The sequence below is a fragment of the Terriglobia bacterium genome, assembly GCA_020073205.1.
Classification (GTDB): Bacteria; Acidobacteriota; Polarisedimenticolia; order Polarisedimenticolales; family JAIQFR01; genus JAIQFR01.
Genome location: JAIQFR010000119.1, coordinates 1 through 13050 on the forward strand (window position 1 = coordinate 1; position 13050 = coordinate 13050).

Sequence of the window (13050 nt, forward strand, 5' to 3'; positions counted from 1 at the left end):
AAAGTGGATGAAGTTCACGTAGGGACCGAACGGATGGGTCATCTCGGTCTTGGGAGTCACCCAGAAGATCTTTCCGTTCCACGTTGCCTTCTGGACGAGCCCGAAGGCCGCAAGCGTGCCGAACAGGCAGAACAGCACCGTCCCATAGGCAGAGAAGATCCCGCGCTCTGCGACCCTTGTTCGCGCCAACAGGAACGCGAGGAGGAGGGCCACGTACCAGAAGAGCCGCTCGATGGTCGCCGCCGGATGCAGAGATAGCGACCTCCATCCGGACCATCGACCCCGGACCTCGGGCGTGAAAGGCGGCGCCGGATCGGAGGGCGGGGGAACGATCCGCGCCTCCGGCACCCGGTCGAGGGCGTCGGCCTCGATCGCTGCCGCCACATCCGAGGGTGCGGGGCCGGGATAGCCCGGGAAGTTTTCGACATAGATCGCGTAGGCTCCAGGGCTCACGAGACGCACGACAGCCGGCGGCAACGGCACCGCCTGCAAGGCTGCCCACCCCGCGAGAAGGAAAGCGGGGAGCAACCACGCTCCGCCCTTGCCGCCGCCCAGCCCTGGCCACCCCTTCCGGATCAGCGCCGCCGCGGACGCCGCGGCGATCAGGAATGCCGCCGAGCGGTAGGCCCAGAGCCTCACGCCCCCGAACGCCCACGGCAGGAGCACGACCGCAGCGAGGAGGAGATAGTCCTCGACGTGGAGGACCGCGAAGATCGAGTCTCGAACGCTCCGGCTCAAAGCAGTCCCTTGCGTCCACCGGCGCGGAGGTCCTCGACGACCCGCCGAACCTTCTCCGAGCTCCCCCGGGACACCACGAGCACCGCATCGGGAGTGTCCACCACGACGATCCCGGGCACGTCCACGATCGCGACGAGCCGTCCCGAGCCGAAGACCGCGCTCCGTGGGCTGGCCAGGAGAATCGTGTCCCCCGACGGCGCGCCGCAATCCTCCCTGAGTCGCGCGGCGGCGTCCCAGGATCCGACGTCGTCCCACCCGGCATCGAGGGGAACCACCTTCACCCCGGCCGCCTTCTCCATCACCGCGTAGTCGATGGAGCGCTTCTCGGCTTTCGCCCAGGCTCCGCGGCGCCCGGCCAGGTGGGCGCGGACCGCCGCCACGATCCCCGGCGCCGCCCGCTCTGCCTCCTCGAGGAACCTCGACGCGCGCCAGACGAACATGCCGCCGTTCCAGAGGTAGCGCCCCGACCGGACGAAGCGGCGGGCGGACGGCGCGTCGGGCTTCTCCACGAACCGTTCGACGTCGACGGCCTCGATGCGGCTCGGACGGCGCGCGCACTTCAGGTACCCGAAGCCGGTCGCGGGCCTATCGGGCCGGATGCCCAGGCAGACCAGCGCACCGCGCTCGGCGGCGCGGACCGCGGCGCGAACGCTCCCCCGGAACGCGCGGGCGTCCCGGATCACGTGGTCGGTGGGGAAGAACCCGACCACGGCCCTCGGGTCCTTCGCCTGAACGGTCGCGCACGCGAGGGTGATGGCAGGAGCGGTGTCCCTCGGGGAAGGCTCGACGATCAACCGGCCGCGGTCGAGCTCCGGCAGCATCCTCAGCACGTCGCGCGCCAGGCTCCTGGGCGCCGCGACCCATATGAGGTCCTTCGCCACGAGCCCGAGGGTGCGGCGCCAGGTCGCCACCAGGAGCGGCTCGTCTCCCCCCGCCAGGGGGAGGAACTGCTTGGGCCGCCCAGCTCGGCTCCACGGCCAGAAGCGGGTCCCGCTGCCGCCGGCCAGCAGCACGGCGTGGAAATGGGCGCGGCGTCCGTTCAAAGGCTTCCCCAAGTGCGCTCGATCCCCTCCCGGAACGTGACCCGCGGCCGGTAGCCGAGGTGTCGGGCGGCGAGGTCGATCCCCGCGAGCGAGTGCTTGATGTCTCCTGGCCGCTCCGGATCGTGCCGCGCCCGGACCGGCCGGCCCGCGAGTTCCCCCAGCACGCCGAGCAGCCCGTTCAGGCTGATCCGCTCGCCGCAAGCCACGTTGAACGCCTTGCCGAGGGCGTCGGCCCCCGCCCGGCAGGCGAGGAGGTTCGCCTCGACGACGTTCGATACGAACGTGAAGTCGCGGCTCTGCTCCCCGTCGCCGTACACCACCGCCTCCTCCCCCGTCTTCGCCGCGGTCACGAACCTGGGAACGACGGCCGCGTACTCGCTCTTCGGGTCCTGCCGCGGTCCGAAGACGTTGAAATAGCGGAGCGCGATCGCGGGAAGGCGGTAGAGCGCGTGGAAGAGCCGGGTGTAGGACTCGCCCGCCAGCTTCTGAAGGCCGTAAGGGGAGATCGGGGCCGTCGGCATCGATTCGACTTTCGGCAAGACCTCGCTCTCGCCGTAAAGGGAGGACGACGACGCGAACACGAAGCGGGCGACACCGGCGTCCCGTGCCGCGACGAGCAGGTTGAGCGTTCCCGCCACGTTCACGGCGTTGGTCGCCACCGGGTCCCTGACCGACCGCTGGATCGACGGGATGGCGGCTTCGTGCAGGACGAACTCGGCACCCGCCACCGCCTCCCGGCAGGTCGCGGGATCCCGGACGTCCCCCTCGATCAGCTCGAAGCGCCCTCCACCGGCCCGGGCCCACGCTTCGGCGTCCCGCAGGTTCTCGCGGCGCCCCGTGGAGAAATCGTCCAGGACGCGGACGTCGTCGCCCGCCGACAGGATCGACTCCGCGAGGTTCGAGCCGATGAACCCCGCCCCTCCGGTCACCAGATAGATCGCCATGCCTACCGTCCTACGCACGAGTAGCGGAAGCCCTTGGACCGCATCGCCGCGGGCTCCCAGATGTTGCGAAGATCCACGACCACCGGCTCCCTCAGCAGCGCCTTGATCCGGTCCACGTCGAGGCCCCGGAACTGGTTCCACTCGGTGGCGACGACGAGCCCGTCCGCGCCCTCCGCCGCGTCGTACTCGTCCCGGCAGAACGTCACTCCCTCGTAGCGCCTCGCGCGCGCCAGGTCCATGGCCACCGGATCGTAAGCTCGCACGCGCGCCCCCTCGGCGACCATCGCCTCCAGGATCCCGATCGCCGGCGACTCCCTCAGGTCGTCGGTGTTCGGCTTGAACGCGAGGCCGAGCAGGCCTGCCGTCCGTCCCCCGAGCGTGCCGCCCAAGGCCTCCCGGATCTTGGCGACCGCCTTCGGGATGCGCGCCTCGTTCACCGCGATGACCGCGCTCACGATTTCGAGGTTCGCGCCGTTCTCCCGTGCCAGCTCGACGATCGCCCTCGTGTCCTTCGGGAAGCAGGAACCGCCGTACCCCGGGCCGGGGTGGAGGAACTTCGTTCCGATCCTCTGGTCGAGCCCCATGCCCTTGGCCACGGCGTGGACGTCGGCCCCGACCCGCTCGCAGAGATCCGCCATCTCGTTGATGAAGGAGATCTTCGTCGCCAGGAACGCATTGGCGGCGTACTTGATCATCTCCGCGCTCACCACGGTGGTGAGAACGATCGGGGTCTCGATGAGGTACAGGGGCCGGTAGAGGTCCTTCAGGATCGCGGCGGACATCTCGTCCTCGGTCCCGATCACGACCCGGTTCGGCCGCAGGAAATCCTCGATGGCCGACCCCTCGCGGAGGAACTCCGGATTCGAGGCGACGCTGAACGGGTAGTCCTCGACGCGGTGCCGCTCGATCAGCTCGCGGATCATCTTCCCCGTGCCCGCCGGGACCGTGCTCTTGGTCACGACGACCTTGTACGAGTTGAGGTTCTCCGCCACCGAGACCGCGACCTCCTTCACGAACGAGAGGTCCGCACGCCCGTCGTTCCCCTGGGGCGTTCCCACCGCGATGAAGACCGCGAGGGCGTCCCGGATCGCCCCCGGAAGGTCGGTGGTGAACACGAGACGTCCCGCCTTGACGTTCCGCTCGACCAGGCCGTCGAGGCCGGGCTCGTAGATCGGGATCTCCCCGTGCTGGAGCCGGTCGATCTTCGACGCGTCCTTGTCCACGCAGGTCACGTGCGTGCCGAACTCGGAGAAGCACGCTCCCGTCACCAGGCCGACGTACCCCGTTCCCACCACGGCGATGTTCAAAGCCGCCTCCTCACGCTTCGCGCCCGGCCGCCTCGCGGCGGAACCACTCCAGAAACAGCTCGAGGCCCCGATCGAGATCCACCGTCGGCTCCCACCCCAGCTCGGCGCGGGCCCGCGAGACGTCGGCCCAGGTGCGCTCCACGTCCCCGGGCTGCGGCGGGAGCACGCGCACCCTCGGCGACGTCCCGAGGCCCCGCGCGATCCTGTCCACGAGGTCGAGGAGGGAGATCGTGCGCGAACCTCCCAGGTTCCACACATGATAGTCGCGGCTGAGGTCCAGCGCCCGAACGATGCCCTCCACGATGTCCGAGACGAACGTGTAGTCCCGCGCCGAGCTCCCGTCGCCGAACTGCTCGACCTCGCTGCCTGCCGCGAGGAGCCTGGCGAACCGGTGAATCGCCATCTCGGGCCGTTGCCTCGGACCGTAGACCGTGAAGAACCGGAGGCACGCCACCGGAGTGCCGGTCAGGTGGTGGAACGTGTAGGCGAGCAGCTCTCCCGCCTTCTTCGTCGCCGCGTAGGGGGAGATCGGGTGGTCCACCGGATCGCTCTCCGCGAATGGAACCTTGCGGTTGTTCCCGTACACGGACGACGACGAGCCGAACAGGAAGCGCCCGACGGCATGGCGACGGCAGGCTTCGAGAAGGCAGGTCGTACCCAGCAGGTTCACGGACGTGTACAGCTCGGGATCGACGATCGACGGGCGGACCCCCGCCCGCGCCGCGAGGTGGACGACCGCGTCGAACCGCTCCGACCCGAGCAAGCCGTCGAGGAGGTCCCGGTCGCGGATGTCCCCCGTGACGAGCCGGAAGTCGGCGGCCGGTGCCAAGGCGGCGAGGTTTCGGCGCTTGATCTCCGGGTCGTAGAACGGGTCGAAGCTGTCCAGGACGACGACGCGGCGGCCGGCGCCGACCAGCCGCTCCGCCAGGTGCGAGCCGATGAAGCCCGCGCCTCCCGTGACGAGTATGCTCCCCATCGCGCCCGCCCGTGGCCCTCCGTCGCCCGCCTCGCGTCGACCGGCGGCCTCGATCAGAGCTTCCGGATCTTCGCGCGGCCGGCCCGGACGCCCCGGGTCGCGTTGCGCGTGTCGAGGATCAGCCGGGAGTGACGGACGACCCAGTCGTAATCGTAGACCGAGTGGTCGGTGACGATGATCACGAGGTCCGCGGCGCCGAGGCGCGCGGCGGAGAGCGCGGACGTCCGCTTCACGTGCCCTCCATCGAGCCGGACCTCCCTCGCGTACGGGTCGTGGAACGAGACCCGCGCGCTCTGCTCGTGCAGCAGGCGCATCACGTCGAGCGCCGGGGATTCCCTGAGGTCCCCGATGTCGCGCTTGTAGGCGGCGCCGAGCACGAACACCCTCGCGCCGTTGATCGCCTTCCGCCGCTCGTTCAGCGCCTCGGTCGCGCGGCGCACGACCACCTCCGGCATGTTGCCGTTGATCTCCGACGCCAGCTCGATGAACTTGGCGTAGTAGTTCAGCGTCTTCAGCTTCCAGGAGAGGTAGTGAGGGTCCAGCGGGATGCAGTGGCCCCCGATTCCGGGACCCGGGTAGAACCGCATGAAGCCGAACGGCTTCGTGGCGGCGCCGTCGATCACCTCCCACACGTCGAGCCCGAGGACCTCGCACATCAGCGCGATCTCGTTGACGAGCCCGATGTTCACCGCGCGGAAGGTGTTCTCGAGGAGCTTGATCATCTCGGCCGCCTGGGTCGAGGAGACCGTGTGCACCTTCTCGATCGCCTGGCGGTAGAGCAGAGCCGCGATCCGGGCGCACGCCGGCGTGCTCCCGCCGACGACCTTGGGGGTGTTTCGGGTCGTGAAGCTCTTGTTCCCCGGATCCACGCGCTCCGGGGAGAACGCCAGGAAGAAGTCCTTGCCGGCGCGAAGGCCCCTCGACTCCAGCCTCGGCCGCAGGACCTCCTCGGTGGTGCCCGGATAGGTCGTGGACTCGAGGATCACGAGCTGCCCCACCCGGATCTCCTTCACGATCTCCTCGAGCGAGGCGACGACGTACGAGATGTCCGGGTCCTTCGTCTTCCGGAGCGGCGTCGGGACGGCGATGACGATCGCGTCGAACTTGCCGCACCCACGGTAGTGGCCCTGCGCGAACAGGCGCCGCTTCAGGACCAGCTCCCGCACCGCCGACGACGGGATGTCCTCGACGTGCGAGCGGCCGGCACGAACGTTTGCGACCTTCGCTTCGTCCACGTCGATGCCGGTGACCCTGAAGCCCGACCGCGCGAACTCCACCGCCAGCGGCAGGCCGACGTACCCGAGCCCGACGATTCCGATGGCCGCCTTGCGCGACGCGATCTTCCTCTCGAGGGCCCTGAGGTGCTCGCTCATCTTGACGTGGCTCCTCGCCCGACATCCAGCGGGGCGGACGTTCCGAGGCATGAACGGGAGAATTTACCCGACTTCGCCGATCTCGCCAAGGGACGGCTCAAGGGGCCTTCTTCGTCTTCCCGTCCTCCGTCTCGATCCCCTTCTTCTGGTAGTGCCTCAGGAGCCAGCGGGCGAACTTGCTGTCGTTCGTCCCGGCGACCACGTCCTCCAGGGAGTCGTGGAGCACCCGCTCGTTGACCAGGGCGCCCAGGGTGCCCTGGCCGGAGTTCACCTTCCCGGTGATCTCCGACAGGTTGTGGAGCGTCGTCTCGAGGTCCTTCGCGATCCGCTCGGAGTACTCCGTGTCGTTCAGCAGCTTCCCGACGAGCCCATCCTTGGACTCGAGCCGGGCGACGACCCGCTTGAGCGAGGCCGCCGCGTCGCGGATCTCCGCGACCGCCTGTTCCCCGGCCCCGCCCTTCTCCACGAGGGCGCCGACCGCGCCCTCCTTCTTCGCCAGGGTGTCGAGGAACGACGCGAGGTCCCGGATCGCCTTCGAGAGGTCGTCCGCTTGGCCGGCCATCGCCGGATCGAACAGCATCCTCCCCGCGAAGCCCTCCCCCTTCCTGAGCCTCCCGGTCAGCGCCTCGAGGTTCTCGAGGGTCGCCTTGAGATGGGCGAGGCTCTCCTGCCCGAACTCGGGATCGTGAATCGCCTGACCCAGGAGCCCCTTGCCCTCCTGCAGCGGCTCCAGGATGTTCTTGAGCGCGATGGTGATCTCGTTCAGGTTCTCCGCGATGTCCGCCCCCTTCTGGAGGATCGGCTGCTCGGAGATGACGGGGACGATCGAGCCGTCGGGGAGAATCGGCTTGGACGGATCGCCCGGCGTCACCTCGACGTACTTCTCTCCCGACAGCCACTGCAGGTACCGGATCGAGGCGGCGGAGTCCTCCCGGACGCGGATCGCGTACGCCGACTCGATCCCGAGCTCGGCCCCGATCCCCGAGGCGCGAGGATCGGTCGGCAGGTGGATGCCGGTGACCGTGCCGACCTGGACGCCCGCGATCTTCACCGGCGAGCCCACGCGCAGCCCCTCGGTGCTCGGGAAGACCACCCGATAGTGCACCTTGCTGCTGAAGAGGCGCGACTGGCCGCCCACCGACATGATCGTGACGCCCAGGACCAGCAAGGCCAGGGCGGCGAGCGCCCCCACCGACAGGTCCCTCACCGGGCGCTTAGACATAGCCCCCTCCCTGAAGGAAGTTCCGGAGCAGCGGCTCCTTCGCCTCCCTGGCCTCGGCCGTCGTGCCGTGGAACAGGATCACCCCGTCGTGGAGGAACGCGATCCGGTCCCCCACCGCGAAGGCGGAGTGGATGTCGTGCGTGACGACGATGGAGGTGATCCCGAGACGCTTCTGCAGGCTCCGGATCAGTTCGTTGATCGTGTTCGCGATGATCGGATCGAGCCCCGTCGTCGGCTCGTCGTAGAGGACGGCGCGCGGAGCGAGGACCACCGCGCGGGCCAGAGCGACGCGCTTGCGCATGCCGCCGGACAGGTCCGAGGGCATGAGGTCCTCGACGTCCTCGAGCTCGACGAGGGCCAGCACCTCGCGCACCCGCTCGCGCACCTTCTCCTCCTCCCAGTCCGTGTGCTCGTGGAGCGCGAAGGAGACGTTGTCGTAGACCGTCATGGAGTCGAACAGGGCCCCGGCCTGGAACAGCATGCCCACTTTCTTGCGCGTCTCGATCAGCTCGTCCTCGCCGAGCTCGGTGATCTCGGTGCCGTCCACCCAGACCTTCCCCTCGTCGGGGCGGTAGAGGCCGATGGTGTGCCGGAGCAGCACCGATTTCCCGGAGCCCGACCCGCCGAGCACGACGACGGTCTCGCCCTCGGCGACGTCGAGGTTCACGCCGCAGAGCACCGCCTTGGCGCCGAAGGCCTTGCGGAGGTCCACGTAGCGGATGAAGGGCTCGCTCACGGTCAGAGGAGGATGAAGATCTTCGTGAGGAAGAAGTCGGAGATGATGATCGAAATGGACGCGACCACCACCGTGTTCGTGGTCGCCTTGCCCACGCCGTCCGCGCCGCCGGTCGCCTTGAGGCCGTTGTAGCAGGCGATGATCCCGATCAGGAGCGCGAAGAAGAAGGTCTTGCCGACGCCGCTCGCGATGTCCTGGACCCTGAGCGCCGACAGCACGTGGTTCATGTAGTAGACCTTCGTCTGCCCCAGCTCGGTGATCGCCATCACGAGGCCGCCGAAGACGCCGATGGTGTCCGCCAGGATGGTCAGCATCGGGAGGACGACGACCAGGGCGCCGACGCGGGGGACGACGAGTTTCTTCACCGGGCTCGCCGCGAGCGCGCGCAGCGCGTCGACCTGCTCGGTCACCGCCATGGAGCCCAGCTCCGCGGTGATCCCCGCCCCGACGCGCCCGGCGACCATCAGGGCGGTCAGCACCGGCCCCAGCTCGCGCACCACCGAGAGCGAGATGATGTCCCCCACGAACGGCTTGCCGCCGAAGGACGAGAGCGAGTAGGCGGTCTGGATCGCGAGCACCATTCCGGTGAACAGGAGGGTCACGTTGGTGATGGTGAGGGAGCGCACCCCGAGCTGCAGGAACTGCTCGAGCCAGAGCTCCCGCTCGAACGGACGCCGGAAGGACTGCCGGAACGTCGCGCCGGTCAGAAGCGCCATCCCCCCGAGCTCCTCGAGGTACGCGCTCAGGATGCCGTTCATGGGACCCCCATGGCGGGCACAAGAATAGGCAGGTGGGGGAACGAGGTCAAGCCACCGCCGTTCAACGAGTTGGCGCGGGTCGCCCGGATCGTCCGGCGCGGACGAGGAGGACCGCGTGGGCCGCCGCGAAGACGAGGTCGCCCAGTGCCAGCCCGAGGAACGCCGCCGGCCTTCCCTCGACCCAGGCCGCCGCGAGGAACGCGAACCCGAGGAATCGCCCCGCCGACGCCACCGCGACGATCCCGCGGTAGCGGGCCGGGTCCAGGGCCGGGAGAAGGTACAGCGCGGCGAGCAGTAGCAAGAAGACGCCGTTCAGCCGGAGGTAGACGGGATCGGGCGGCACCTCGAGGCGGAGCAGCGCCGCCGCCCACCCCGTCGCGGCGAGAATGGCGGCCGCGAACGCGGCGTCGTAGGCCGCGCCGAGGGCCATGGAGCGCGCGACCCATCTCCACCTGCGCCCGGCCACGTCGTCCATGCGTCCCCCGCCGGCATTATAGGCGGCTCCGCTTGGTATACTCCGCCCGCGCCCGCGCCGGGGACCGCGGGAGGGAGGTCCGGGTGCTTCGCGGGATCTGGACGTTCGTGGTCTTCGTCGCCGCGACGGTGGTCTTCGGTGGAACCGCCGCGGCGTGGAGCCTGGTCCGACCGGGGAGCGACATCGTCATGCGCCTGGGCCGCGTCTGGTCCCGCGCGTGCCTCGCCGCGGCCGGCGCGTCGCCTGTTTATCACGGGCTCGAGAACGCGTCGAGGTCGCTGCCGTGCGTGTTCATCTCGAACCACCAGTCCCTGGTGGACATCTGGTCGCTGATCCCGGCGCTTCCCCTCTCCGCGAGGTTCGTGGCGAAGCGCTCGCTGTTCCTGATCCCGTTCCTGGGCTGGGCGCTCACGGCGTCGGGGTTCATCCCGATCGACCGGAGGAACCGCGCGCGGGCCGTGCGCAGCCTCGCGACCGCGGCGGCGAAGGTGCGGGGCGGACGACCGGTTCTCCTGTTCGCCGAGGGGACCCGCAGCCGCGACGGGAGGCTCGGCCCGTTCAAGCGCGGCGCGTTCCACCTGGCGCTCGACGCCGGGGTGCCGGTGGTCCCGGTGGCGGTGTCCGGCTCCGGCCGCGTGCTGCGTCCCGGCGGGATGTTCCGGATCCGGCCGGGGACCGTGCGGGTGAGCTTCGCGCCGCCGCTCGATGCCGCTTCCTACCGCCCGGACGGCCTCGACCGGCTTTCGGCCGACGTCCGCGCGCGGATCGTCGAGCGCCTGCGGCCGGACGAAGTCGACCCAGGGGAGGCGACCCTGCACCCGGAGGCGCTTTGACGCCGGAGAAGCTCGCGGCGCGCCTCAGGCGGCGGATGGCGACCGACCCGCTCCTCCGGGAGGTCCGTGAGGCCGCGCGGGCGAGCGGCGTTCCGGCCTGGCTCGTGGGGGGCGCGGTCCGCGACGCGGCGCTCGGTTGCCCCTCGGAGGATCTCGACGTCGCGGCGGGGCGCGGCGCCGGCCGCCTCGTGCGTGACCTCGGGTCCCTGTGGGGCCATCGGGGCTTCCGCTTCAGGAAGCGCGGCGTCACGACGTGGAGATTCGAGGTTCGCGGAAGGAAGGTGGACGTCGTCGACGCGTCCGGCCGCGGCATCGAGAGGGACCTCCGCCGGAGGGACTTCACCGTGAACGCGATCGCGCTCGATCTCGTCGGGGGGCGAACCCTCGATCCCCTGGGCGGGCTCCGCGATCTCGAGGCGGGCCGGCTCCGTCTCCCGCGTCCGGGCGTCGTGCGCGAGGACCCGGTCCGAGCGCTAAGAGCCTGCCGATTCCTCGCCGAATTCCCCGCGTTCCGCCTCGACCCCGCGGCGAGGAGGGAGGCGAAGGCCGCGGAGCGAGGTCTGAGGCGCGCGTCGGCGGAGCGGGTGCGCGACGAGACGGACAAGATGCTCGTCGCACCTCGGCCCGACCTCGGCCTCGAGACGGTGGAGCGGCTCGGCCTGCTCGGAGCGGTTCTCCCCGAGACGATTCCCCTGCGTCGATGCGTCGCCGGGGAGGGACGGCCCGACGTCTGGCGCCACACGCTCGACGCCCTCGCGAGGAGCGCGGATCCGGGGCGGCTCCCGGGCGCCGCGACCGCCCGGGACCCCGACGCCGCCCGTCTGCTCCGCTGGACGCTCCTCGTGCACGACCTCGCCAAGCCCGAGACGCTCGATCGGAGGGCGGACGGGCGGCCCACGTTCCACGGCCACGAGATCGCCGGCGCGCGCCTCGCCGACGCGATGCTCCGCCGCCTGCGAATGCCGGCCTCCTTCCGGCGCCGCGTGTCCCGACTGGTGCGCTTCCACCTGAGGCCGCATCACCTCGCGGACGCCGGCGCGCCGGAGCGCGGTCTGCGCCGCCTCGTCCGCGACGCGGGCGACGACCTACCCGTCCTGGTCCTGCACGCGGCGTGCGACGCGCTGGCGTCCGGCTCGCCCGATGCCCGGGCGAGGTGGCGGCGCCTGAGGCCCGTCCTCGTGCAGCTGCTCGCGCTCCACGAGCGATCGAAGACGACGCCGCTCCCCACGCTCGTGACGGGGACGGACGTGATGTCCGTTCTCGGGATCCCGCAGGGACCGGAGGTCGGACGGATGCTTTGCGAGATTCGGGAACTCCTGGAGGACGGTGTCGTCACCTCGCGGGAGGAGGCGATGGAGTGGCTCCGCGAGGCTCGCTGAGCTAGGATCTCCTTCCGCCTCCGATCGCAGCAGGAAACCCGCTAGTTGCATGCGTGCCCGAGATTCCGCGAGCGGAGACAAGAACGAGATCGGGGGGTGAAAGGCGGTGGGTGTGGAGCCCGCGGGACGGTGATTTTGCGTTCCGTGAGACGTCTCTGGAGTCTGGCAGCATGAGCGACGAGCAAAAGTTCTCGGATACTCGCCGGGACGGCCCGATTCACCATCTCTGCGAAAGCTGCGGAACCACGCGGTTCCGTCCTTGGGTCGGTTTCCAGGATGAGGCCCTCGAGTACGAGGGGCGTGTCTGCCGATGTCGGCGGTGCGGGCTCGGATGCCTGGTCCCGAGGCCGTCTGTCGAACAACTCGATCGGGCCTACGCCAGCGGCTACTATGCGTACCACGAGCCTCCGGTCGGGGGAAACGCGGCATTACTCGAGAGGCTGCGGCGAATCGTAGACGCCCCGCCCGCGTCGCCTTTCGCGGCGGATCTCAAGTTGCATTTTGCCGAATGGGCGACCGGCCGAACCATCCCGCTGAAGTACTGGGTACCACTCCGCATGGATCCACGAAAGAGGATCCTCGACTATGGCTGTGGCACCGGCTACTACCTCAGTCTCCTTTCCCGGATCGGGCGCACGGATCTGCACGGCTACGACGTGACGCCGAATCCGGATGCGCGTCGGGCACTCCCCGATGTCGACTTCCGATACTCGGCCAACCTGCGCGACGCCGAATTCGAGCCCGGGTCCTTCGACCTCATATCGGTAATTCAGACGCTCGAACACGTGCCGGATCCACGTAGATGCTTGTCGGATCTGGCGCGGCTGCTCAACGACGACGGGCTCCTCATCGTGGAGGTCCCGAACATCGGCGGATGGGTGAGCGCCCTCTCGGTGGAGCGCTACTCCTCGCTCATGCTTCCCTTCCACCTCTGGCATTTCACCCGCGCCAGCCTCTTGCGGATCGGCATCGCGGCAGGGTTGCGGCCAGTTCGCTCGAAGACCCCCTTCGGTCTCCTGACCGCTGAACTCAGTGTCCCTCGTCTGTCGCAATGGACTCGACACCGGGGGCTCCGGGAGATCGTTCAGCGTTTCGGTTTTCTTGCCGCTGAGATCGGTGCCGGCACCGAGGTCTCCGTGGCGTTCGCCGCGCGATAACCGCTGGGATTTCCGGGAGCGCCGCTCCGGGAACGAGGCGCGCCGGCGGTCGTCGCAGCCGCGGTGGCGGCTGTCCGGGAGGGGTCGCGGGAGAAGGCGATGGAGTGGC

The 13050-nt window shown here is 69.7% G+C and carries 13 protein-coding genes; 3 read left to right on the plus strand and 10 right to left on the minus strand.

Annotated elements, in window-relative coordinates; genetic code table 11:
- From LAO51_17645 to LAO51_17690, 10 genes are all read right to left on the minus strand, one after another.
- The coding region (locus tag LAO51_17645) for a hypothetical protein (GenBank protein MBZ5640564.1) at positions 1-738 on the minus strand (738 nt) is incomplete at its 3' end.
- Positions 735-1781 (minus strand): NTP transferase domain-containing protein, encoded by a 1047-nt coding sequence (locus LAO51_17650; GenBank protein MBZ5640565.1) that lies wholly within the window; start codon positions 1779-1781, stop codon positions 735-737. The genes LAO51_17650 and LAO51_17645, both read right to left, overlap by 4 nt.
- Positions 1778-2725 carry an SDR family oxidoreductase gene (locus LAO51_17655; GenBank protein ID MBZ5640566.1) on the minus strand — a complete coding sequence of 316 codons (948 nt, stop codon included), beginning with the start codon at positions 2723-2725 and terminating at the stop codon, positions 1778-1780. Before LAO51_17655 ends, LAO51_17650 begins: the two co-directional genes overlap by 4 nt.
- A 2-nt stretch (positions 2726-2727) precedes the next feature.
- Complete coding sequence (locus tag LAO51_17660) at positions 2728-4032, minus strand: UDP-glucose/GDP-mannose dehydrogenase family protein (GenBank protein MBZ5640567.1); 1305 nt, start codon at positions 4030-4032, stop codon at positions 2728-2730.
- A 10-nt stretch (positions 4033-4042) separates the two neighbouring features.
- The gene (locus LAO51_17665; protein ID MBZ5640568.1) at positions 4043-5008 is read right to left on the minus strand and encodes a GDP-mannose 4,6-dehydratase; all 966 of its coding nucleotides are present in this window, start codon (positions 5006-5008) and stop codon (positions 4043-4045) included.
- 53 nt (positions 5009-5061) lie between these two features.
- Complete coding sequence (locus LAO51_17670; protein ID MBZ5640569.1) at positions 5062-6381, minus strand: nucleotide sugar dehydrogenase; 1320 nt, start codon at positions 6379-6381, stop codon at positions 5062-5064.
- Positions 6382-6478: 97 nt separating this feature from the next.
- Complete coding sequence (locus LAO51_17675; protein MBZ5640570.1) at positions 6479-7603, minus strand: MlaD family protein; 1125 nt, start codon at positions 7601-7603, stop codon at positions 6479-6481.
- A complete protein-coding gene (locus tag LAO51_17680) occupies positions 7596-8339 on the minus strand; it encodes an ABC transporter ATP-binding protein (GenBank protein MBZ5640571.1) in 744 nt (247 codons plus the stop codon). The genes LAO51_17675 and LAO51_17680 overlap by 8 nt, the downstream gene beginning before the upstream one ends.
- A 2-nt stretch (positions 8340-8341) precedes the next feature.
- Complete coding sequence (locus LAO51_17685) at positions 8342-9097, minus strand: ABC transporter permease (GenBank protein MBZ5640572.1); 756 nt, start codon at positions 9095-9097, stop codon at positions 8342-8344.
- Between the two features lie 61 nt (positions 9098-9158).
- Positions 9159-9572, minus strand: a complete 414-nt coding sequence (locus LAO51_17690; GenBank protein MBZ5640573.1) for a hypothetical protein — start codon at positions 9570-9572, stop codon at positions 9159-9161.
- A gap of 83 nt (positions 9573-9655) precedes the next feature.
- On the opposite strand from LAO51_17690, the gene LAO51_17695 reads away from it, so the two are divergent.
- From LAO51_17695 to LAO51_17705, 3 genes are all read left to right on the plus strand, one after another.
- Positions 9656-10405 (plus strand): 1-acyl-sn-glycerol-3-phosphate acyltransferase, encoded by a 750-nt coding sequence (locus tag LAO51_17695; GenBank protein ID MBZ5640574.1) that lies wholly within the window; start codon positions 9656-9658, stop codon positions 10403-10405.
- Entirely contained in the window at positions 10402-11784 is a 1383-nt protein-coding gene (locus LAO51_17700; GenBank protein ID MBZ5640575.1) for an HD domain-containing protein, read from the plus strand. Before LAO51_17695 ends, LAO51_17700 begins: the two co-directional genes overlap by 4 nt.
- Positions 11785-11954: 170 nt before the next feature.
- Positions 11955-12941 (plus strand): class I SAM-dependent methyltransferase, encoded by a 987-nt coding sequence (locus LAO51_17705; protein ID MBZ5640576.1) that lies wholly within the window; start codon positions 11955-11957, stop codon positions 12939-12941.
- Positions 12942-13050: the final 109 nt, after the last annotated feature.

Excerpts from the sequence above, each read along its gene's own strand:
- LAO51_17655 (MBZ5640566.1), bottom strand. The coding sequence starts at position 2,725 with ATGGCGATCTATCTGGTGACCGGAGGGGCGGGGTTCATCGGCTCGAAC.
- LAO51_17665 (MBZ5640568.1), bottom strand. The coding sequence starts at position 5,008 with ATGGGGAGCATACTCGTCACGGGAGGCGCGGGCTTCATCGGCTCGCAC.
- LAO51_17670 (MBZ5640569.1), bottom strand. The coding sequence starts at position 6,381 with ATGAGCGAGCACCTCAGGGCCCTCGAGAGGAAGATCGCGTCGCGCAAG.
- LAO51_17675 (MBZ5640570.1), bottom strand. The coding sequence starts at position 7,603 with ATGTCTAAGCGCCCGGTGAGGGACCTGTCGGTGGGGGCGCTCGCCGCC.
- LAO51_17685 (MBZ5640572.1), bottom strand. The coding sequence starts at position 9,097 with ATGAACGGCATCCTGAGCGCGTACCTCGAGGAGCTCGGGGGGATGGCG.
- LAO51_17690 (MBZ5640573.1), bottom strand. The coding sequence starts at position 9,572 with ATGGACGACGTGGCCGGGCGCAGGTGGAGATGGGTCGCGCGCTCCATG.
- LAO51_17705 (MBZ5640576.1), top strand. The coding sequence starts at position 11,955 with ATGAGCGACGAGCAAAAGTTCTCGGATACTCGCCGGGACGGCCCGATT.